We start from the raw sequence: 19,638 nt of genomic DNA on the forward strand, positions 1-19,638 counted from the left end.
CGTCACATCCTGAACAGGCCAAACTTCGTCGGTTCGATCGGCGCATTCGCCGCGGCTGAAAGGCCAAGGCCCAGCACCAGCCGGGTGTCGGCGGGATCGATCACGCCGTCGTCCCACAGCCGCGCGGTGGCGTAATAGGGATTGCCCTGGCTTTCATATTGCGCGCGGATCGGCGCGCGGAACTTTTCCTCCTCTTCCGCCGACCAGGTCTCGCCCTTGGCCTCGATATTGTCACGGCGGACCTGGCTCAGCACCATCGAGGCCTGCTCGCCGCCCATCACGGAGATGCGGGCGTTCGGCCACAGCCAGAGAAAGCGCGGGCTATAGGAGCGGCCGCACATGCCGTAATTGCCGGCGCCATAGGAGCCGCCGATCACGACCGTGAATTTCGGCACGCCCGCGGTCGCTACCGCCGTCACCAGCTTGGCGCCATCGCGCGCGATGCCGCCGGCCTCGTATTTCTTGCCGACCATGAAGCCGGTGATGTTCTGCAAAAACACCAGCGGGATATTGCGTTGGCAGCACAATTCGATGAAATGCGCGCCTTTCAGCGAGCTCTCGCTGAACAGGATGCCGTTGTTGGCGATGATGCCGACCGGATAGCCCCAGACATGGGCGAAGCCGCAGATCAGCGTCGTGCCGTAGAGCTTCTTGAATTCATCGAACTCCGAGCCGTCGACAATTCGCGCGATGATGTCGTGGACGTCGAACGGCTTTCTGCCATCGGCGGAGACCACGCCGTAGATTTCCTCCGCCGGGAACAGCGGCTCACGCGGCTCGCGCATGTTGAGCACAGCGCGCGTCGGCTGTTTCAGCGTGGCGACAATGCGCCGGGCGATCCCGATCGCATGAGCATCGTTCTGCGCGTAGTGATCGGTGACGCCCGAGTGGCGGGAATGCACGTCGGCGCCACCGAGCTCCTCGGCGGATACCACCTCGCCGGTCGCAGCCTTCACCAGCGGCGGCCCGCCGAGAAAGATCGTGCCCTGATTGCGCACAATGATGCTCTCGTCCGACATCGCCGGCACATAAGCGCCGCCCGCGGTGCAGGAGCCCATCACGATCGCAATCTGCGGAATGCCCATCGAGGACATTTGCGCCTGATTGTAGAAGATGCGGCCGAAATGGCGCTCGTCCGGAAAGATCTCGTCCTGCATCGGCAGGAAGGCGCCGCCGGAATCGACCATATAGACACAGGGCAGATTGTTCTGCCGCGCGATATCCTGCGCCCGCAGATGCTTCTTCACGGTCATCGGATAATAGGTGCCGCCCTTGATGGTGGCATCGTTGGCGACAATGATGCATTCGCGGCCGGAAATACGCCCCACGCCAGTGATGACGCTGGCGGAATGGACGTCGCCGCCATAAAGGCCGTTGGCGGCGAGTGGCGACAATTCGAGAAAGGCGGTGCCGGGATCAACCAGGAGATCGACGCGCTCGCGCGCCAGCATCTTGCCGCGTGACGTATGCCGCTTGCGCGAGGCTTCGCCGCCGCCGCCGGAAACCACCTTGAGCTTCTCGCGCAGTTCGGCCACGAGACCCCGCATCACGTCAGCGTTGCGGGCAAACTCGGAGGATTTCGGATCGATGGTGGAATGAAGCGGCATGGTCGGCGTTTCTTTGAATGCTGGAGAGCCGTGGCTTCAGGATTGTCGGGTCAGCCCATTCGAACTGGATGCGCAGCCTGTACCATCTTTGCCCCGATGTGAAGTTCAGGCGGTCTTCTCGAACAGTTCCCGCCCGATCAGCATGCGGCGGATTTCGCTGGTGCCGGCGCCGATCTCGTAGAGCTTGGCGTCGCGCAGCAGCCGGCCGGTCGGGTAGTCGTTGATGTAGCCGTTGCCGCCCAAGAGCTGGATGGCGTCGAGCGCGCATTGGGTGGCTTTTTCCGCCGCGTAGAGAATGGCGCCCGCGGCATCCTCGCGCGTGGTCTCGCCGCGGTCGCAGGCCTTGGCCACCGCGTAGACATAGGCGCGCGAGGCATTCATCGTGGTGTACATGTCGGCGATCTTGCCCTCCGAGCACGTTGTCCGCCGGCACCTCGCAATCCTCAAACAACAGCTCGCAGGTGTCGGAGCCGCGCATGCCGAGCTTGTCGAGCTTCTGGGCGGTGGAAAAGCCCTTCATGCCCTTTTCGATCAGGAAGGCGGTGATGCCGCGCGGACCGGCGTTGGCGTCGGTCTTGGCGTAGACCACCAGCGTGTCGGCCTCGGGCCCGTTGGTGATCCACATCTTGTTGCCGTTCAGCACGAAGCGGTCGCCCTTCTTCTCGGCGCGGGTCTTCATCGAGACCACATCGGAACCGGCGCCGGGCTCCGACATCGCCAGCGAGCCGACATGCTCGCCGGAGATCAGTTTCGGCAGGTATTTGCGCTTCTGCGCCTCGCTGCCGTTGCGGCGGATCTGGTTGACGCAGAGGTTGGAATGCGCGCCGTAGGACAGGCCGACGGAGGCGGACGCCCGCGAGATCTCTTCCAGCGCAATGCAATGCTCGAGATAGCCGAGGCCGGCGCCGCCATACTCCTCCTCCACCGTGATGCCGTGCAGCCCGAGCGCGCCGATCCTCGGCCAGAGGTCGCGCGGAAACTGGTTGCTGCGGTCGATCTCGGCGGCGCGCGGGGCGATTTCGTTTTGCGAAAACGCATGCACCGTCTCGCGGATCGCATCCGCGGTTTCACCGAGATCGAAGTTGAGAAGCTGCGCCCTGTTCGAGGCCATCATTTCCCTTGGATGTCTTCTTCGAATTAAACGATCATACGTTTTTTTACTATCACTACAAGAGGAACCTTTTCAGGTTCAATTGAGTGCCGCAGATAATTGAAAATACTATCCTTTCATGTCATTATTATACGATCGCTTGCTCGTTTCCACAGACAACGAACGCTCATCTTTCAGAGGCCCCATGGCGCGGACGATCGGCTCTCAGGGCCCCAAGACGATGGAGGCGATCCGCAAGGCCGGGCTGCGCCTGATCTTCGAGCACGGCTATGCCGCCATGAGCCTGCGCCAGCTCGCCGCGGAAGTCGGGATACAGTCGGGTTCGCTCTACAACCATATCTCGACGAAGCAGGAATTGTTGTTCGTACTGGTACGCGACCACATCAACGAATTGCTGCGCCAGCTCGATCGTGCCCTGGATGGGAAACAGCGGCCGGCCGACAAGCTCCGTGCCTTCGTCGCTTTTCACGTCAGCTATCATATGACGAGAAAACGCGAGGTCTTCATCGCCAATTCCGAGCTGCGGAGTCTCGAGCCGAAGAACTATGAGGAGATCGTGGCGCTGCGCGGCGCCTATGAGCAGCGGCTGGCGGAAATTCTCGGCCAGGGGGTCGCCGAAGGCGAGTTCGAGGTCGTGGACATCCAGGTGGCGACATTTGCAATCCTCGCCTTGTTGACCGGTCTCACCACCTGGTACCGGCCCGGCGGGAGGCTCACCAAGGAGGCGATCGTCGCCGCCCATGAGAAGCTGGTGCTATCCGGCGTCACCCCTGGCGCGAAACCCGATCAAGCTCGAGTCCTACGCACGCCCTCCCCTGACGTCAGGGCGCGGGGCGGACCGGAGCGTCGATAGGATGCCTATGACGGAATGCCCATGACTGAACGTCACGCGCTCGACGACATCGACCTGAAAATACTGTCCGAGTTGCAGAAGGACGGGCGCATCCGCAACAACGAGCTGGCAGAGCGCGTCGGCCTTTCCGAGCCGCCATGCCGCCGGCGGGTTCGGGCCCTGCGCGAACGCGGCCATGTCAGCGCCATCAGAGCCACGCTCGACGAAAAGCTGCTTGGCTACGAAGTCATCTCGTTCGTCCTGATCCAATTGCAGAGTCAGGCTCAGGCGCCGCTGCAGGCGTTCGAAAGATCGATCGCGGCGATACCACTCGTCCTGCAGTCCTGGCGAATCTCGGGTGACGCCGACTACCTGCTCAAATGCGTGGCGCGAAACGTCGAGGGCATGCACCAGCAGCTTCTGCAGTTCTCCACAATGCCCGAGATCCGTAACATCAGGAGCTTCCCGGTGCTCGGCATCGCCAAGGATGCGCCGCTGCCCATCCTTCAGGATCCGTCGACACGCGACCCGGCGCAGTAGCCCGGCCCGCCCCGCCGTCGCGTCGCACGACCAGAAGGACTTGCTGTTCTAGTGGGTCCAGGGCTCGACGCGCTTGAAGGCAAAATTGTCGGCGTAAGCGACCGGCCGGCGCACGGAATCCTTGGGCTCGATCACCTGGTAGGCAATGCCCTTGCGCTCGCAATAGGCGATCGCGTCTTCCTTGGTATCGAATTGCAACGTGAGCTGCTGCTTCATGTCGGTCGATGAGGTCCAGCCCATCAGCGGCTCGACAGCCCGGGCATGCTCGGGCTCGTAGTCGAGCTGCCATTCCTGGGTCTTGGCCCGGCCCGATTGCATCGCGTTTTTGGCGGGCTTAAAAATGCGTGCGGTCATGGATGGTCGGGTCCTTAGCGTGTGCGACATGGTAGCGGTTGGTGGAAGCGGCCGGGATAGTATAGATACACCTTTCAGGAAATTTGATCGGTGATTCCACAAACCCGGATGTACCATTTCCGTACCGGTATAGTCATTATGCCGTACTGTGACAATCTAGGGCCATCCGGGGCGGGGGCCCCGTCTTGCGGCGCCATCCTGCCGGAAGCATCACTGTGAAGCGGCATCCATGAAAATCAACGCCACCCTGCCCGACAAAGGACGTGACCTCCGGCTCGACCTGTTCCGCGGGGTCGCGAACTGGGCGATCTATCTGGATCACATCCCCGACAACGTCGTGAACTGGATCACCACCCGCAATTACGGGTTTAGCGACGCGGCCGACCTCTTCGTTTTCATTTCCGGCTATACCGCCTCTTTCGTCTATGCCCGGATGATGCTGGAACGCGGCTTCATCGTCGGCGCCACGCGGCTGACCAAGCGAGTCTGGCAGCTCTATGTCGCCCACATCATCCTGTTCGTGATCTATATCGCCTCGATCAGCTATCTGGCGCTGCGCTTCGGCGATTCCGAGCTGGTCAACGATTTCAACGTGGTCGGCCTGATCGACAACGCGACCGAAACGCTCCGGCAGGGATTGTTCCTGAAGTTCAAGCCGGTCAATCTCGACGTGTTGCCGCTCTACATCGTGCTGATGGGGCTGTTCCCGCCGGTGCTGTGGATCATGCTGCGCCAGCCCAACTGGACCATGCTGGCCGCCATCGTGCTGTGGCTGGTATCGCGACAGACTGGCTGGAACCTGCCCGCCTACCCGGTCGGCACCTGGTACTTCAATCCGTTCTGCTGGCAGGTGCTGTTCGTGTTCGGCGCGTGGTGTGCGCTTGGCGGCGCCCGCAACAACATGGCGATCATCAACGCGCCGGTCACGCTCTATCTATGCATCGGCTATCTGATCTTTTCCCTCATCATGACGATGGCCGGCCGCTTCCCGGCGTTCGGCGACATGTTCCCACAGTGGCTGTTTTCGACCTTCAATCCGAACGACAAGACCAACCTCGCGCCCTACCGCTTCCTGCATTTCGTGGCGATCGTGATCCTGATCATCCGCTTCGTGCCGAAGGAATGGCCCGGACTGGAATGGAGGATCTTCGATCCGCTTGTCGTTTGCGGCCAGCAATCGCTCGCCGTGTTCTGCGTCGGCGTGTTCCTGTCGTTCGTCGGGCATTTCGAACTGTCGATGAGCTCGGGCTCACTGTTCGCGCAGATCTTCGTCAGCGTGACCGGCATCGCGATCATGACGATTGTCGCCTATTACATCTCCTGGTCGAAGCGGCAGGATAAGCCGCTCAAGCCGACGGCGCCAAAGGCCGCCTGAGCGACTTCCGGCTCCACCGCGGCGGCCGGCTCATGCCGGCTGCGCGGTCGAGGCCACGAGCGTCCGCACGTCGGCGTAGACGTTGAGCACCGGCGCGACCACCTTGTGCATCGTATTTTTCGAGACGATCGTATCGTGCATGACCAGGTGATCGACGCCGGTGGTCAGAAAACAGTTCAGGGCGTCCTGCGGCGTTTCCACGATGGGTTCGCCCTTGATGTTGAACGAGGTGTTGATCAGCACGGGAACGCCGGTCAGGGCCTCGAACTCCTTGAGCAGGCGATACAGCATCGGATTGGTCGTTTCGCGCACGGTCTGGACACGCGCAGTGCCGTCCACGTGCACGATCGCCGGAATCCTCTCCCGCCATTCGGGGCGCACCGGCTTGGCGATCAGCATGAAGGGCGAGTCCTCCTCACCTTCGAAGATTTCCTTCATCCGCTCGGCAAGCACGATCGGCGCGAAGGGGCGGAACGCCTGCCGGTGCTTCACGCGGCTGTTGAGGATGTCCTTCATTTCGCCCTTGCGCGGATCGGCCAGCAGGCTGCGGTTGCCGAGCGCACGCGGCCCGAATTCCGAACGGTCCTGAAACCAGCCGATCACCTTTTGGCCGGCGAGTAGCTTTGCAGTGTCGCGGCAGACATTCTCGCTCCTGACCGCCTCGACCTGGATCCGCACCAGAAATTTCTGCAATTCCTTGGCGACGTCCTGATCGCTGTAGCGCCGGCCGACATAGGCATGATCCATGACGAAGCCGCGGCGCTGCTTGAGGATTTCGAGCCAGCCGTAATAGGCGCAGCCGATTGCAATCCCATCATCGCCGGCCGCAGGCTGAATCCAGACGTTGTCGAATCCGGCCTCGCGTGCCACCCGGCCGTTCGCCACGCAATTGAGCGCGACGCCGCCGGCCATGCAAAGGTTCTTCGCGCCGGTGGTCTCGCGCAACCAGCGGGCGCGGGCGAGCAGCACGTTTTCGGTATCGTCCTGCGTCCGCCAGGCCAGGTCTTCCCAGTGCCGCATCGCAGGGCTCTTTTCCCAATTGCCGGCGGCGTCAAAGATGTAAGGCTGCTTGAAGTCGGTGGCGTTCCAGTGCGGCACGTGCAGTTTGCCGTCGTGCAGTTCGAGCAGATGCTTGACCTGTTCGCGGCGTCCGTAAGGCGCCAATCCCATCAGCTCGCCGCACTTGTTCCAGTCGCCGAAGATGTAGGTCGAGGCACGGCTGTAGAGCGCGCCAAGTCCCGGCATGGTGTAGAACTCGTCGCTGAGAAAACCGCGGTCGGGCTCCATCCAGACCTTTTTCAGGCATTCCAGCGTCTTGCCGTTGAATTTGTAGTAACTCTCCGATTCGCGTGCGAGCGGCGTTGCCGTATCGCTGGCGGGAAAGGATTCCATCACGTCAGACCGGTAGCTGCCGACACCATCGACGATCATCACCACGCCATCGTCGAACGGCGATACGGCGAAGGCGCTATAGGCGTGCGCCAGGTGATGGGAGATCGTCACCACCTTGTCCGAATGGTTCAGATAAAGCGGGTGCTTGGCGGCATCGGCCCGCTCGAATTCCGGCAGGAAGCCGGGCGCGTCGAAATAGACCAGCCGGTCCTCCATCTCCGGGACCGGCAGGATGTAGCAATTGCGCACCACCAGATCGACGTCATCGAGCGTGATGCCTTCGGCTTCGAGGCAATAGTCGATCACTTCCTTGTAAAAGCCCGAGGCGTGCTTGGCCCGGGTGATCCGCTCCTTGGCGATCGCAAAGGCGATGGCGCCGTCGCGCAACAGGCAGGCGCTCACATCGTGGTCATAGGTGTTCAGGCCAAGGACATAAGTGTGTTTTTTGGACATGGGTACTCGTCAGGAGAGGATCATCTTGCGCTGAGAAAATGGAGATCGTGTCGACATCAAGTTGTTGGCATGGCCCTGTGAATTTTTTTCAGTCGAAGTTCTGCAGCGCACAATCTTTGGTATTCATCCAGCGTTCAGAAAGATGAACAGCACTGCGGGAATCCGCAGCAGAACCGGCCGTAACTTGACCTTATCCCGCCTTCTCAATAGAGTCCCCAGCGCCCGCAAGAACCTTAGTGAAAATATCGTCTTAGCGCACCTGAACCGATGGCTTTCTCAAGCGTCTGAGTGAGATAGTGCCGAAGTCCAGATGCTTGGAAGTGACCGGGAGATTCGAATGGCTAAACGCTACAACATCCTGACCCGCTGCCTTGCAGCGTTGGCTCTCTTCTTCGTGTACATCGCCAGCACCTCTGCCATTCTGGTGGGTGCGACGACCTCGTCAGCCCAAGCCCAATGGCGAGGAAGAGGCTATTATGGTCGCGGTTATGGTCGTGGTTATGGCAGAGGCTGGGGTCGCGGTCGCGGCTATGGCTTCTATGGTGGCCCCGTCGTCGTGCGTCCGGGTCCGCGCTGCTGGTGGAACCCCTACGGCGTCCGAGTCTGCAGGTGGTGATATAGCCGATCGTCGTCGCGTCCGACGTGATGGTGAGAATCAGGCGTGCCGATCGGCGCGCCTTTTTCTTTTGGTTGATTGCTCCACGCGCAAGGAGCGCCAATCGCGCCCGGCTTAGGTTGCCAGCCGCGGCATCAGCTTGAGCGCATTGCCGCGTTCGATCGCTGCGACCTGTTCTTCCGTGAACACACCCGCCTCGCGCAGCCCTTTCACATGATCGATGCCGGTCCGGTACGGAAAATCCGTTCCGAACACGATTTGCGACGGCGGGATGATTGCCGCCAGCGCCGACATCGCGCCGCGGTTGGAGGTCTGCGCGGTGTCGTAGAAGAAGCGCTTGAGCTCTGCGAGAGTGCCCTCGGGCACCATCTCCTTGGCCTTCGGCACTAGCAACGGATGGCGCGCGAAGCGCTCGATCAGGAACGGCATCGTGCCGCCCGCGTGCGAGAAGATCCAGCGGATGTCGGGAAACCGCCGTGCATTGCCGGAGAAGATGATGTCGGCGATGGTGCGCGTCGTGTCGGTGCCGAACTCGATCATGACGGGCGGCTGCGTCGGCACCAGGTTCTCGCAGCAATTCGCCGCAGTCGGATGGGTGTAGACCAGCACCTTTCGCCGGTTCAGCTCCTCCATGACGGGCAGGAACAGCGGGTCCCCGAGCCATTTGTCGCGATAGCTCGTCATCAAGGCGATGCCGTCGGCCTTGAGGGTGTCGAGCGCATAGGTCAGTTCGCGCAGACTGCCTTCTATATCGGTGAGCGGCAGCATGGCGAAATTGCCAAAGCGTCCGGGATAATCCGCAACCAGCTTCGCGGCATACTCGTTCGCCTCGCGGCAGAGCCTTCGCGCCGGATCGCCCTTCGTGAAGTTGACGGCGGGCGTGGTGACTGAGAGCATCGAGGTAGCGATGCCGGCCTTGTCCATGTCTGCGATCGATTTCTCGATGGTCCAGTTCTTCATCAAGGGATCGCCGAAGCCGGCCTCGTTGGACGCGGTCACGTAGCTCGGCGGCGACAGATGATGGTGGACGTCGATCCGGAACGGTTTTGCCTCGGCGCCTTGCGCCTCGGCCCGGTCGCGCCCGATGGCCGCAGTCAGCGCCAAAGCGCCAGCGCCGAGCAAGAAGCCGCGCCGGCTAGGCCTGGAGCGCGGCGAAATTGATGGACCGCAGCAGAAGCATCCCCGCAACTGCGGCGCGCGCATATACGTCATTCGTGCCTCCCCCTTTTTTGTCTGTTGTCGCGTGCAGCCTTCATCCGTCGAGAATAGCAACCGCCCGGGTCCAGCCGGCGGATGCGCGCTCGATCTTCACCGGGAAGCACGACACCATGAAGCCGATCGACGGCAGTTGCTCGAGGTTGTGCAGCTTCTCGAGATGGCAGTAGCCGATGTGGCGGCCGGCCTTGTGGCCTTCCCAGATCAGGCTGGCATCCTTGGTCTCGGCATATTTCTTTGCCGTGTAGACGAACGGCGCGTCCCAGCTCCAGCCGTCGGTGCCGGTCAGTCGCACGCCGCGCTCCAGGAGATACATCGTCGCCTCATAGCCCATGCCGCAGCCGGACGTAACGTAGTCGAGCCTTCCATATTTGGCGCCGGCACTGGTGTTGACCACCACGATCTCGAGCGGCGACAGCGTGTGACCGATGCGCTTCAATTCCGCCTCGACATCCCTGGCGGTGGCGACATAGCCGTCCGGAAGGTGCCGGAAGTCGAGTTTCACGCCCGGCTGAAAACACCATTCCAGCGGAACTTCGTCGATCGTCCATGAACGCTCGCCGCGATTCATGGTGGGGTGGAAGTGCCAGGGCGCATCCAGATGCGTGCCGTTGTGGGTGGAGAGCGATACCTGCTCCACCGCCCAGCCTTGCCCATCCGGCAGATCTTCGGCCTTCAGCCCCTCGAAGAACTGCAGCATCCGCGGCAGACCCTGCTGGTGATCGATGTACTGGATGGTCGGGTGATTGCCGGGCGGATCGGCCGGCACGTCGTTTTGCAGGGGAACAGAAATATCGATCAGCTTGCGCGCCATGGCGTTTCCTCGCTTGTGTTCTTCTTGGTGTAGGCCGGATCTTATTGCCGCTCGACCCGGTTCTTCAAAATGCCGATCTTTTCGACCTCGAGTTCGATCGTGTCGCCGTGCTCGAGATACCAGCCGAGTTCGAGGCCGCAGCCATTGCCGACGGTGCCGGAACCGATGAACTCGCCGGGCATCAGTGTCTCGTCTTGGCTGACATGGGCGATGATCTCCTCGAACGAGAATAGCATGCCCTCGCTTACTCCTTGCGAGCGCATCTCGCCGTTGACGCGCGCTTCCATCTTCAATTTATAGGGGTCGCCAATCTCGTCGGGCGTAACGATCCAGGGCCCCATAACGTTGCCGCCATCAAAGCTCTTGCCTTTCGCCGGGCCGAGCCGCCCTTCCATCTCAAGTCGCTGGGCATCGCGCGCGGAAAAATCGTTGAAGATCGTATAGCCGAAGATGTGATCCTTGGCCTTGGCGGCGGAGATGTTGGCGCCCTTGTTCCTGGTGATGATGCCGAATTCCAGCTCGTAGTCCATCACCTGGCTGTAACGCGGCCATTTGACGGTCGTGTTGGTGCCGCGCACGCTGAAGCGGTTGGTGATGTAGTAGATCGGCTGCCTGCGATAGACCTCCGGCAACTCACCGAGCGGCTCGGCCTCGATCCGCTCCAGCTCTGCCATGTCGCCCTTGGCGCGCGCGGCAAGCTTGAGCTGCCCGCGCGGGGCCTGCAGGATGTGCAGCGGGAACGACATGCCGTCCCGCATCTGTCGTGGTTCCGGAACGGGAGCGAGAATTTCCGCGCTCTCGGTCTTGATCGACAAGCCCTCGTCCTTGCCCTGCTTGTCGAACAGTCTTGCCGCTTGTTCGAGCGCGGCGTCGCCGGCATCGATCAAGGCCAGCATCGATGCGAAGGCCGGATCGGCGCTGCCGCCGCGGCTGGCGGCGGCTGCGAGATCGAACAGGAGCGTATCGCCCCCATGCACGATTCCGATCTTTTCCTGTCCGCCGGATTTGAATGTCGCGAGTTTCACTGATGCACCCCTTGTGTTCTTTCGAAATATATGATCAAAAAAAATATCGATAAACAAGACAGAAAAATGTGTCGTAGGGAGAACACCGTGAAAAAGGTCCTTGCCGCCTTTGCGGTCAGCGTAGCGCTGACCGGCACCGCCCTTGCGCAACCCAAGATCCAGGTCGGCTGCACGGCGACCTCGGACTGTGCCTCCGCAATGGTGGCGATCGATGAAGGCATCTTCAAAAAGCACGGGCTTGAGGTCGAGATGACGCCGATCGCGATCAACTCGAACATTCCGGCCGCGATCCTGTCGAACTCGATCCAGGTTGGCGGGCCGACCTCGACCGTGTTCCTGCAGGCGGTCGATGGTGGGCTCGATCTCGTCGCGATTGCTGGCGCAACCGTCATGAGTCCGGTGTCGAACGGCAACATCACCGCCTTCGTCCGCAATGGCATCACGATCAAGGAGCCGAAGGATTTCATCGGCAAGAAAGTCGGCGCGCCCGGCCTCAACGCCTTTCTGCACGTGCTGTTCGTGAAATGGCTGGTAGAGAAGGGTGTCGATCCCAAGGGCGTCAATTTCGTCGAGGTCACCTTCCCGACCATGGCCGATATCATCAAGTCCGGCGGCGTCGATGCCGTGCTGACGGCCGAGCCGTTCGTGACCCGCATGACCAATGCCGGCCTTGGCTCGGTCGGCGCGCGCTATGCAGTCGAATTGGCGCGAACCGATCCGATCATCTTCTACGCCGCGTCGCGCGAATGGGCGGAAAAGAACGCCGCTGCAGTCAAGAAATTCCGCGATGCGCTCGCCGAATCCGCAGTCATCGTCAACAATGACCGCGAAAAGGCCTCGAACTCGATTGCCAAGTTCACCAAGCAGCCGATCGAACTGGTCAAGGCGACGCCCCCGAACCGCTCCGAACCGGCGCTCAAGCCCGAGCAGCTTGCCTGGTGGATCGAGGTGATGTCGTCGCAGAAGATGCTGCAATCCAAGCTCGACACCTCGAAACTCGTTTTGAAATAACGGATTGCGATGCCAGCCTCCGAGCGTCAACCAAACCGACCGGCACCTGAGGCCGCCACGCTGAGCGAGCGCGCGGCCATGCTGGTCGAACAGGATATCCTGGCCGGTCACCTGGCGCCGGGATCGCGGCTCGGCATCGTCGACCTCGTGCAGCGATATGAGATCGGCGCGACGCCCCTGCGCGAAGGGCTGTCTCGGCTGATGTCGCGGGGACTGATCGTGGGCATCGGACAGCGCGGCTTTCGCGTCGCTGACATCAGCCGCGACGATCTGCTCGACATCACCACGATGCGCACCGCGGTCGAGGTCGAGGCCATCAGGCTCGCGATCACCCATGGCGATGACGCCTGGGAGGCCGGCATCGTCAGCGCGCTGCACCAGATGCGCCGCCATATCGAGCGCACCGGCGATGAATTCCGCGAAGGCGCCGAGGATTTCGACCGGCTGCACAAGGGCTTTCATACCGCGCTGTTGGCGGCCTGCGGCTCGAAACGTCTGCTCGCAGCCCATTCCGATCTCTACGACCAAGCCTATCGCTACCGGCGCGTGATGATGCGCTCCTTTGACAGCGGCAAGAAATTCGTCCGCGCCCATCAGTTGCTCGCCGACCGCGTGATCGCGCGGGACATTCAGGGAGCGCAAGCGATGCTGACGGCGCATCTGCGCTCGACCATGGACTTCGTCTATCCCTCAGGCAACGAGAGCTGACATCATGGCAAGCGCCGCGAAACGCCTCGAAGCCGTCTCCGGCACGGCTGCGCCGCAAATCAGTTTCGATGCGGTGACGCTGCAGCTCGGCGGCAAGACCATCATCGAAAATCTCAGTCTGGGAGTCCGGCCGGGCGAATTCCTCTGCATCGTCGGCGCCTCCGGCTGCGGCAAGACCACCGCGCTGCGGCTGGCCGCCGGTCTCTACCAGCCGACCGGCGGCAAGGTGAATTTCGACGGCCAGCCGATGCGCGAGCCGCGCCGCGAGATTGCGATCGTGTTCCAGGACTACGGCAAGGCGCTGCTGCCGTGGCGCACCGCGGCGGGCAACGTCTCGCTGGCGCTGGAAGCGGGCGGCACGCCGTCGGCCGAGCGCCCTGCCCGTATCGAGGAATTGCTGCGCACCGTCGGCCTGCCCGGCCACGCCGGCAAATATCCGTCCGAAATGTCAGGCGGCATGCAGCAGCGTCTGCAGATCGCCCGTTGCCTGGCGCAGGAGCCGAAGACACTTTTGATGGACGAGCCGTTCGGCGCGCTGGACGCGATGACGCGGCAGGGCTTGCAGGACGAGGTGCTGTCGCTGGTGGCAGCAAGCGGCGCTACCGTGATCTTCGTGACCCACGATCTCGACGAAGCAATCTATCTCGGCGACCGCGTCATCGGCCTGCTACCGCATCCCGGGCGGATCGGCATCGAACTGAAGGTCAACCTGCCGCGCCCGCGCGACCAGCTATCGACCCGTGAACATCCGGAATTCCTGCGGCTGCGGCGGCAATTGTTCGATTTCATCAAGGCGACCGAGCAGTGACGACGAATCCCGCCAAGGCGCTGATTCTGCCACTTAGCCTTCTGGCAGCGTTCGAGATCTGGGCGCGCGCCACCCATCTGCAAAGCGACAGCCTTGCGTCGCCGAGCGAGATCGTGATGGCGCTCGCCGGCGCCTTCGCCGATCTCTCGATCCTGGCGGCGACGCGCGACACGCTGTTTTCAGCCTTTGCCGGGCTTGCGATCGGCACGGTCATCGGACTTGCGCTCGGCATTGCATTTGGGATTTCCACCACGCTCGACCGCTTGATGGAAGTGACCGTCGAGGCGATCAGGCCGATCCCCTCGATCGCGCTGCTGCCGATCGCGCTGATCGCGCTTGGCTTCGGCTATCGCATGGAAATCGTGATCGTCGCATTTGCCTGTATCTGGCCGGTCCTGATCCTCTCGCGCGCGGCTGTGCGCAGCATCGAGCCGCGGTTGATGGAAGTGGCGCGGGCGCTGCGGCTGCCGCCGGCGCAGCGAGTCTGGAAGATCGTGATTCCGGCGGCGCTGCCGCGGATCTTTGTCGCCTTTCGGCTATCGGCGGGCATCGCGCTGATCGTCGCCGTGACGGTCGAAATCGCCATCAATCCGCTTGGCCTCGGCGCCGGCATCATGCTGGCGCAGCAGGCGCTACGCCCTGACTTGATGCTGGCCTATCTGGTCTGGATCGGCGTCATCGGATATGCGCTCAACGTTCTTCTCATCGTGGCCCAGAACCGTCTGTTCGGCCGTGCTGCCCTGAGCGGAGACGGCCAATGAACCGGGCCGTCATCATCTGGCGCGTGGCGAGCTTTCTGGTCGCGGCCGGCTTCATCGCGCTCTGGCAGTTGATCGCCAATCTGAAACTGGTCTCACCCGTGTTCCTGCCGGGGCCTGATAGAGCCTGGGGCGCGCTGGTGCGCGGATTTTCGTCCGGAGACCTCTGGAGCAAGCTTGCGGGAACGCTCGAACACATGGCCTATGGCTGGCTTGCCGCCTCCATTGCCGGCATCGCGATCGGCGCGATCATTGGATCATCGCGCACGATGCGGACCTATGTCGCGCCGTCGCTGGAGTTTTTGCGGCCGCTGCCGGTCTCGGCAATCATTCCGGTAGCGATTGCCATGCTCGGTCTGACCCAGGCGATGGCGCTGTTCGTGATCGCCTTCGGCGCAATCTGGCCAATCATGCTGGCGACCATCCACGGTTTCGCCGCCGTCGAGCCGCGCCTCTACGAAGTGGCGCGCTCGCTGCAAATGTCGCGGCTGGCAGTCATCTTCAAGATCGCGCTGCCTTCCGCCAGCCCCGACATTCTCGCCGGCATGCGCCTCAGCCTGACGGTGGCACTGATCCTCTCGGTGGTCTGCGAAATCCTGGCCGGCCTCGACGGGCTCGGCCATTGGGTGCTGCTATCGGCCCGCGCGTTCCGCTCGGCCGACCTGTTCGCCGGTGTCATCCTGCTGGGGTTGACCGGTTACGTGACTTCGGTCGCGATGTCGCTTGCCGAGCACAGGCTGCTGGCGTGGCAGGCGGCGCAGCGCTGAGATAGCAGGAGCATTTTCGAGCGAAGCACGCCCTTGGACTTGATCCGTGGGTGGACACCGGTCCGCATCAAGAAACGCGTCAAAAGACACTAAGGCTGCGAGACGCTCTCCGACACGGCCGATGAAGAAACGCTTGCCCGGAAGCGCTGCGGCTCGCGCTGAAGCCAGGATCGCCGCCTTGCTGCGCTCACAAGATCCCTGCCGGCAAGTCCGACCCACCGCCCCAAAGCCCGCAGACTGAAGGTAACGAGCACCTCATGGTGCCGCATTCCCTTGCCACCCTTCACCAGCCCGAGATCGCGGATGATGCAGTACGTCCCGCTGCTCATGCGGGCGAACTTCGCACCTCGAAAATGATTGCGCACACGCGACAACATGTGCGCAGCATGCATCGCACGTTGATTCAGTCAATCTTGACGGCTGCCGAATCAGCGGCGCGGAAAGGCGAAAGCCGTCAAAGCGTTGCGTTATTGCTGCGTTCGCCGATCCGATACAGCTGCGCGGTCCGGACCGGCATACGACCGAGCACCGAACGCCGCTCCTTCATGCGCGCGCTAGGCGCGTCCGGCTGCGCAAAGCATTCAAGAATCTGGATCCGGATTTCCTCCGCGAGCGGACCTTCGACTTGGCGCATGCGATTCCAGAGCCGGATGATTTCGCGTTGCTTCTCGACATCCATTGGTCACCTCCGAAGATGATCAATGAGAACATAACAGGAACGATATTGCAAGCCGCAATTGGCGAATACACCGAGGCGTCCACTCGAGTTTCGGTTCTACAAGCAGAGGCTCAGAATCTTCAGCCGGCAGGATTCAGCTGCGCGCGATTTCGGCTTCGCAATATTTGCCTGCTTTGATTCCTTCGACGGACTCTTTGGCGAAGCCTTCGGTTTGGGACGCTCGTAGTCGCCTGCGATCACCATGGCCCAGTACGTGCGACCGGTCTTCGCGCTCTTCACGCTGGCAACGCCGACGCGCGTCGCGCCAGGCAACAGGAGGTTCTTCCGATGCCCTGACGAATTGATCCACTGGTCGAGGGTTTTGGGAAAACTCTCGTAACCATAGGCAATGTTCTCGGCGGCTCGGCCTGCGCCCGCCGGGCTTACTCGCGTATTGAACCGACCAAGAACATCGTGATCGAGTTGGTCCTTTGCAGCCATTGCTTGGGCCTGGTCATGTGCAATCCGGGTGAGAGTAGCATCCAGGGTTACGCGCTTCTCCCCGTGCTTCAGCCGAAAATCAGAAATCATCTGCGCGGGATTGGCCGCGGCCGTCCGGCCGCCGACGGCGGCAAAGCAAATCACCAGCCCCAGCAGAAGCGCCTGCCGCGCCAGGATGACCGTCTTGCTACCAGCCAAAAATTATTCCCCTGCCCCAATTGCGCCGGGAAGATTCAACCCGAAAAAGACGCACCAACTCATTGATTTTATTGGTCGGGGCAGCTGGATTCGAACCAACGACCTGCAGTACCCAAAACTGCCGCGCTACCAGGCTGCGCTATACCCCGATCTGACGCTGGAATGCGTCGATACACGCTAAAACCGCAGCCATCAAGACGACCGATGACCCGTCAGCGCTTGTTGAACAGCGGGTGCGCCACCCGGTCGCCCGGCTGGATGCCATATTTTTGCGCCGTACCCGCAATCACTTCCAAAACGCCCCTGGCTGGTCCGCCCGAGGAGATGATCCTGGTGGACAGCGGCTCGGTATTTTCCGCGATCCGCAGGATACGGCCGTCGGCGCGAATGAAGATCATGTCGAGGGAGATGTAGGTGTTCTTCATCCACATCGAGATCTGCTGTTCGGGCGAGAAATCGAACAGCATGCCCTTCCCGTCGGGAAGCTCCTTGCGGTACATCAGCCCGGTCTGCTTCTCCTCTTCCGTGGTCGCCATCTCGACCGAGAACACGTGCACGCCCGACTTGGTGACGATCTCGAGCGGCTGAACGCTCGCGGCCCGCGCGACCACATTGGTGCAGAGGAAGACTAGCACGATCACCGCGACCGCCGCGAGCGATGTCGTCAGGCGACCGCCGATGCGAAGCCGGGCATGCACAAATGCGAAATTCATCAAAGCACTCACGCAGGATATCTCGGAGAATTGGCCGGGAACCCTAACCTGAGGATTGCGGCAAATGCCAGAGGCCGCCGCGCGCGTGCGCGGCGGCCGGCTCACATTTCCGTCAGCGATATGGCAGGTTCAATGCGAGGACAGTGCCGACGGACCGGTCTCCGGATGGATCTCGGCCGCCATCATGCCCTTGGATCCGGGTCCGTAGCGAACCAGCACGTATTGGCCCGGCCGCAGCTCGGTCATGCCGAAGCGCCGCAATGTTTCCATGTGGACGAAAATATCCGGCGTACCCTCACCGCAGGTCAGGAAGCCGAAACCGCGTAGCCGGTTGAACCATTTCACTTGGGCCCGCTCCAGGCCGCTGGTCGGCGTGACGCTGACATGGGTCCGGGGCGGCAGCATTTGCGCCGGATGGATCGCGGTCGACTCGTCCATCGAGACGATCCGGAACGCCTGATAACCCTTGGCGCGCTGGACGCATTCGACCACCACCCGCGCACCTTCATACGCGGTCTGGTACCCGTCGCGCCTGAGCACGGTGACGTGCAGCAGCACGTCGGGCCAGCCATTGTCCGGCACGATGAAGCCATATCCTTTGGAAGCGTCGAACCATTTGATGACGCCGGATATTTCGACAAGGTTAGCCGCGGCATCGCCGAGCCCCGACAACGCATCCACCGCCGGGTCGCGCTGTGCGCCCGCTGCGTATTCACCCGGTCCAAGCCTGTTCTGCCCTGTCCCGCCTGGCGGCGGCCCCCCGAGCTTCTTGGACCCAAATTCGTCCGACCCCATGACCCCGGACCTCACACTTCAAAAAAGCGGCCCGCTGTCGCCCTAGCGGACCTGAACACGCGCCCTACCATGACCATCATGATAACGCAGCGCGAATCTCTCGAATCGAAGATAACACTCCCGATTGTGGCGCATAGCTAAAAAAGCAAAATGGCCTGCAACTATGAACAGGCTTGCACAGCCGCGAATCAGTTGGAGATCAATTGCCTACAAACGGTCCGAGCGTTTCTCCGATGTCGTGACGGATCACCAGATCGGCAACGTCATCCTGTTCGGTAGGTTCATTGTTGATGATAACGAGCTTTGCACCGCAGTTCTTGGCCATCAGCGGAAAACCCGCGGCAGGCCAAACGACCAGCGAGGAACCAATGGCCAGGAACAGATCGCAATGCTGGGCCAGTTCGGTAGCCCGGCGCATCGCATCCTCCGGCATCGCCTGTCCAAAGGAGATCGTCGCCGTCTTCACCGGATCATCGCAAATGGTGCAGTCGGGTGCGTCGCCGGTTTCATCGAAACGCGCTTTTACCCAGGAAAGCTCATAGGCATGTCCACAGCCGATGCAGCGGGCATAGGTGGTGTTGCCGTGCAATTCGATCACATCGTCGCTCTTGAAGCCCGACGCTTGATGCAAATTGTCGATGTTCTGGGTGATGATTGCCGGGATCTTCCCAGCCCTGTAGAGCGAGGCCAGCGCGCGATGGCCGCGGCCGGGCTTGGCCGCCGCAAAGGTCTCTTCCATCGCAAAACGTCGCCGCCAAGCCTCGGCCCGCGCATCGGCGCTGGCCACGAATTCGTCGAACGCGATCGGACGGTTACGCGTCCATAGGCCGCCGGGGGAACGGAAATCCGGAATGCCGCATTCGGTAGAAATGCCGGCTCCGGTAAAGGGAACGATACATGCGGCTTCGGCGATCATATTGCCGAGTTGTTCGACGCCGCTGCGCAAATCCTTGGCGATCACGCTGACATTTTCCGAATGGTTGGGCTGCGCGGACTATAGCACGGTCATTCCGATTAACAGATCGATGCGCCTGCCCCGAGGCGCATTGCGCATATTGTCAGGCGGATCTATCAAGCCACCTTATATCTGCAGCTTCGGTCCGCTCGCCGATCATGCCGCCTTGGCAGCCGATTCCTTCGGCTCCTTGGCCTCTTCGCTCTTTTTCGCTTTCAGTGCGGGTGCGCTTTCAGGCTTCTTCGCCGGCTTGCCATATTGGGCGAGCTTTTCCAGTTCCGCTTCCAAGTCGGCGCGGCCGCGCCACCTTCTCGAACAGCTTGTCGGTGGCGTGCTCGCGCAGGCCTGCCAGTTCTTCGATGCTCAATGAATCCAGATCAATCTTTGCCATTGGAACCTCCGGTTTGATCTTTCGCTAACGGGAACCCGCGT

General features: G+C 61.7%; 20 protein-coding genes, 1 tRNA gene and 1 pseudogene. 9 read left to right on the forward strand and 13 right to left on the reverse strand.

The window, feature by feature from the left end:
* Window positions 1-2: 2 nt before the first annotated feature.
* The gene (locus tag HCN50_RS17110; protein ID WP_171710847.1) at window positions 3-1,607 is read right to left on the reverse strand and encodes a carboxyl transferase domain-containing protein; all 1,605 of its coding nucleotides are present in this window, start codon (window positions 1,605-1,607) and stop codon (window positions 3-5) included.
* Between the two features lie 105 nt (window positions 1,608-1,712).
* Window positions 1,713-2,718: pseudogene (locus tag HCN50_RS17115) on the reverse strand (acyl-CoA dehydrogenase family protein).
* A 184-nt stretch (window positions 2,719-2,902) separates the two neighbouring features.
* On the opposite strand from HCN50_RS17115, the gene HCN50_RS17120 reads away from it, so the two are divergent.
* Together HCN50_RS17120 and HCN50_RS17125 are read left to right on the forward strand one after the other, a co-directional pair.
* On the forward strand, window positions 2,903-3,571 hold the full coding sequence (locus tag HCN50_RS17120) for a TetR/AcrR family transcriptional regulator (RefSeq protein WP_171710848.1): 669 nt from the start codon (window positions 2,903-2,905) through the stop codon (window positions 3,569-3,571).
* Between the two features lie 21 nt (window positions 3,572-3,592).
* Window positions 3,593-4,090 (forward strand): Lrp/AsnC family transcriptional regulator, encoded by a 498-nt coding sequence (locus HCN50_RS17125; protein WP_171710849.1) that lies wholly within the window; start codon window positions 3,593-3,595, stop codon window positions 4,088-4,090.
* Window positions 4,091-4,138: 48 nt separating this feature from the next.
* Here the strand turns inward: HCN50_RS17125 and HCN50_RS17130 are convergent, their stop codons facing one another.
* Window positions 4,139-4,444, reverse strand: coding sequence for an ETC complex I subunit (locus tag HCN50_RS17130; RefSeq protein WP_171710850.1), 306 nt, complete (start codon window positions 4,442-4,444; stop codon window positions 4,139-4,141).
* A gap of 229 nt (window positions 4,445-4,673) precedes the next feature.
* Between HCN50_RS17130 and HCN50_RS17135 the strand changes: the two genes are divergently transcribed.
* Window positions 4,674-5,819, forward strand: a complete 1,146-nt coding sequence (locus HCN50_RS17135; RefSeq protein ID WP_171710851.1) for an OpgC domain-containing protein — start codon at window positions 4,674-4,676, stop codon at window positions 5,817-5,819.
* A gap of 30 nt (window positions 5,820-5,849) precedes the next feature.
* Here the strand turns inward: HCN50_RS17135 and HCN50_RS17140 are convergent, their stop codons facing one another.
* The 4 genes from HCN50_RS17140 to HCN50_RS17155 all read right to left on the reverse strand — a co-directional run bounded on the left by HCN50_RS17140 (window position 5,850) and on the right by HCN50_RS17155 (window position 11,334).
* Complete coding sequence (locus HCN50_RS17140; RefSeq protein ID WP_171710852.1) at window positions 5,850-7,664, reverse strand: carbamoyltransferase family protein; 1,815 nt, start codon at window positions 7,662-7,664, stop codon at window positions 5,850-5,852.
* 730 nt (window positions 7,665-8,394) lie between these two features.
* A complete protein-coding gene (locus HCN50_RS17145; RefSeq protein ID WP_171710853.1) occupies window positions 8,395-9,492 on the reverse strand; it encodes an amidohydrolase family protein in 1,098 nt (365 codons plus the stop codon).
* Window positions 9,493-9,532: 40 nt separating this feature from the next.
* Window positions 9,533-10,309 (reverse strand): cyclase family protein, encoded by a 777-nt coding sequence (locus HCN50_RS17150; protein WP_171710854.1) that lies wholly within the window; start codon window positions 10,307-10,309, stop codon window positions 9,533-9,535.
* Window positions 10,310-10,350: 41 nt separating this feature from the next.
* Window positions 10,351-11,334, reverse strand: a complete 984-nt coding sequence (locus HCN50_RS17155) for a fumarylacetoacetate hydrolase family protein (protein WP_171710855.1) — start codon at window positions 11,332-11,334, stop codon at window positions 10,351-10,353.
* A 66-nt stretch (window positions 11,335-11,400) separates the two neighbouring features.
* On the opposite strand from HCN50_RS17155, the gene HCN50_RS17160 reads away from it, so the two are divergent.
* Genes HCN50_RS17160 through HCN50_RS17180 form a run of 5 tightly spaced genes read left to right on the forward strand, consistent with a single transcriptional unit; the run spans window position 11,401 to window position 15,386 of the window.
* Window positions 11,401-12,345 (forward strand): ABC transporter substrate-binding protein, encoded by a 945-nt coding sequence (locus HCN50_RS17160; protein WP_171710856.1) that lies wholly within the window; start codon window positions 11,401-11,403, stop codon window positions 12,343-12,345.
* 9 nt (window positions 12,346-12,354) lie between these two features.
* A complete protein-coding gene (locus HCN50_RS17165; RefSeq protein WP_171710857.1) occupies window positions 12,355-13,053 on the forward strand; it encodes a GntR family transcriptional regulator in 699 nt (232 codons plus the stop codon).
* Window positions 13,054-13,057: 4 nt separating this feature from the next.
* Complete coding sequence (locus tag HCN50_RS17170; RefSeq protein WP_171710858.1) at window positions 13,058-13,861, forward strand: ABC transporter ATP-binding protein; 804 nt, start codon at window positions 13,058-13,060, stop codon at window positions 13,859-13,861.
* Entirely contained in the window at window positions 13,858-14,622 is a 765-nt protein-coding gene (locus HCN50_RS17175; RefSeq protein WP_171710859.1) for an ABC transporter permease, read from the forward strand. The genes HCN50_RS17170 and HCN50_RS17175 overlap by 4 nt, the downstream gene beginning before the upstream one ends.
* Window positions 14,619-15,386, forward strand: coding sequence for an ABC transporter permease (locus HCN50_RS17180; protein ID WP_171710860.1), 768 nt, complete (start codon window positions 14,619-14,621; stop codon window positions 15,384-15,386). The genes HCN50_RS17175 and HCN50_RS17180 overlap by 4 nt, the downstream gene beginning before the upstream one ends.
* A 454-nt stretch (window positions 15,387-15,840) precedes the next feature.
* Here HCN50_RS17180 and HCN50_RS17185 read toward each other — a convergent pair whose 3' ends face one another.
* The 6 genes from HCN50_RS17185 to HCN50_RS17210 form a co-directional block, all read right to left on the reverse strand.
* Window positions 15,841-16,065, reverse strand: a complete 225-nt coding sequence (locus tag HCN50_RS17185) for a hypothetical protein (protein ID WP_171710695.1) — start codon at window positions 16,063-16,065, stop codon at window positions 15,841-15,843.
* Between the two features lie 96 nt (window positions 16,066-16,161).
* Window positions 16,162-16,743, reverse strand: a complete 582-nt coding sequence (locus HCN50_RS17190; protein ID WP_376700294.1) for a CAP domain-containing protein — start codon at window positions 16,741-16,743, stop codon at window positions 16,162-16,164.
* Between the two features lie 72 nt (window positions 16,744-16,815).
* Window positions 16,816-16,892 (reverse strand) — tRNA-Pro (locus tag HCN50_RS17195).
* A 63-nt stretch (window positions 16,893-16,955) separates the two neighbouring features.
* Entirely contained in the window at window positions 16,956-17,456 is a 501-nt protein-coding gene (locus tag HCN50_RS17200) for a DUF192 domain-containing protein (protein ID WP_210264978.1), read from the reverse strand.
* 129 nt (window positions 17,457-17,585) lie between these two features.
* Window positions 17,586-18,251 carry a cold-shock protein gene (locus HCN50_RS17205; protein WP_171710861.1) on the reverse strand — a complete coding sequence of 222 codons (666 nt, stop codon included), beginning with the start codon at window positions 18,249-18,251 and terminating at the stop codon, window positions 17,586-17,588.
* Between the two features lie 199 nt (window positions 18,252-18,450).
* The gene (locus HCN50_RS17210) at window positions 18,451-19,212 is read right to left on the reverse strand and encodes an SIR2 family NAD-dependent protein deacylase (RefSeq protein WP_171710862.1); all 762 of its coding nucleotides are present in this window, start codon (window positions 19,210-19,212) and stop codon (window positions 18,451-18,453) included.
* Here HCN50_RS17210 and HCN50_RS17215 point away from each other — a divergent pair.
* Window positions 19,202-19,576 (forward strand): hypothetical protein, encoded by a 375-nt coding sequence (locus tag HCN50_RS17215; RefSeq protein WP_171710863.1) that lies wholly within the window; start codon window positions 19,202-19,204, stop codon window positions 19,574-19,576. The genes HCN50_RS17210 and HCN50_RS17215 overlap by 11 nt on opposite strands.
* Window positions 19,577-19,638 lie beyond the last annotated feature (62 nt).

The sequence above is a fragment of the Bradyrhizobium archetypum genome (genome assembly GCF_013114835.1).
In the GTDB taxonomy this organism is placed as follows: Bacteria; Pseudomonadota; Alphaproteobacteria; order Rhizobiales; family Xanthobacteraceae; genus Bradyrhizobium; species Bradyrhizobium archetypum.

What these genes read in the sequence shown, in the direction of transcription:
- HCN50_RS17110 (WP_171710847.1), bottom strand. Translation starts at nt 1,607, where the DNA reads ATGCCGCTTCATTCCACCATCGATCCGAAATCCTCCGAGTTTGCCCGC.
- HCN50_RS17120 (WP_171710848.1), top strand. Translation starts at nt 2,903, where the DNA reads ATGGCGCGGACGATCGGCTCTCAGGGCCCCAAGACGATGGAGGCGATC.
- HCN50_RS17125 (WP_171710849.1), top strand. Translation starts at nt 3,593, where the DNA reads ATGACTGAACGTCACGCGCTCGACGACATCGACCTGAAAATACTGTCC.
- HCN50_RS17130 (WP_171710850.1), bottom strand. Translation starts at nt 4,444, where the DNA reads ATGACCGCACGCATTTTTAAGCCCGCCAAAAACGCGATGCAATCGGGC.
- HCN50_RS17135 (WP_171710851.1), top strand. Translation starts at nt 4,674, where the DNA reads ATGAAAATCAACGCCACCCTGCCCGACAAAGGACGTGACCTCCGGCTC.
- HCN50_RS17140 (WP_171710852.1), bottom strand. Translation starts at nt 7,664, where the DNA reads ATGTCCAAAAAACACACTTATGTCCTTGGCCTGAACACCTATGACCAC.
- HCN50_RS17145 (WP_171710853.1), bottom strand. Translation starts at nt 9,492, where the DNA reads ATGACGTATATGCGCGCGCCGCAGTTGCGGGGATGCTTCTGCTGCGGT.
- HCN50_RS17150 (WP_171710854.1), bottom strand. Translation starts at nt 10,309, where the DNA reads ATGGCGCGCAAGCTGATCGATATTTCTGTTCCCCTGCAAAACGACGTG.
- HCN50_RS17160 (WP_171710856.1), top strand. Translation starts at nt 11,401, where the DNA reads ATGTGTCGTAGGGAGAACACCGTGAAAAAGGTCCTTGCCGCCTTTGCG.
- HCN50_RS17165 (WP_171710857.1), top strand. Translation starts at nt 12,355, where the DNA reads ATGCCAGCCTCCGAGCGTCAACCAAACCGACCGGCACCTGAGGCCGCC.
- HCN50_RS17170 (WP_171710858.1), top strand. Translation starts at nt 13,058, where the DNA reads ATGGCAAGCGCCGCGAAACGCCTCGAAGCCGTCTCCGGCACGGCTGCG.
- HCN50_RS17180 (WP_171710860.1), top strand. Translation starts at nt 14,619, where the DNA reads ATGAACCGGGCCGTCATCATCTGGCGCGTGGCGAGCTTTCTGGTCGCG.
- HCN50_RS17185 (WP_171710695.1), bottom strand. Translation starts at nt 16,065, where the DNA reads ATGGATGTCGAGAAGCAACGCGAAATCATCCGGCTCTGGAATCGCATG.
- HCN50_RS17200 (WP_210264978.1), bottom strand. Translation starts at nt 17,456, where the DNA reads ATGAATTTCGCATTTGTGCATGCCCGGCTTCGCATCGGCGGTCGCCTG.
- HCN50_RS17205 (WP_171710861.1), bottom strand. Translation starts at nt 18,251, where the DNA reads ATGGGGTCGGACGAATTTGGGTCCAAGAAGCTCGGGGGGCCGCCGCCA.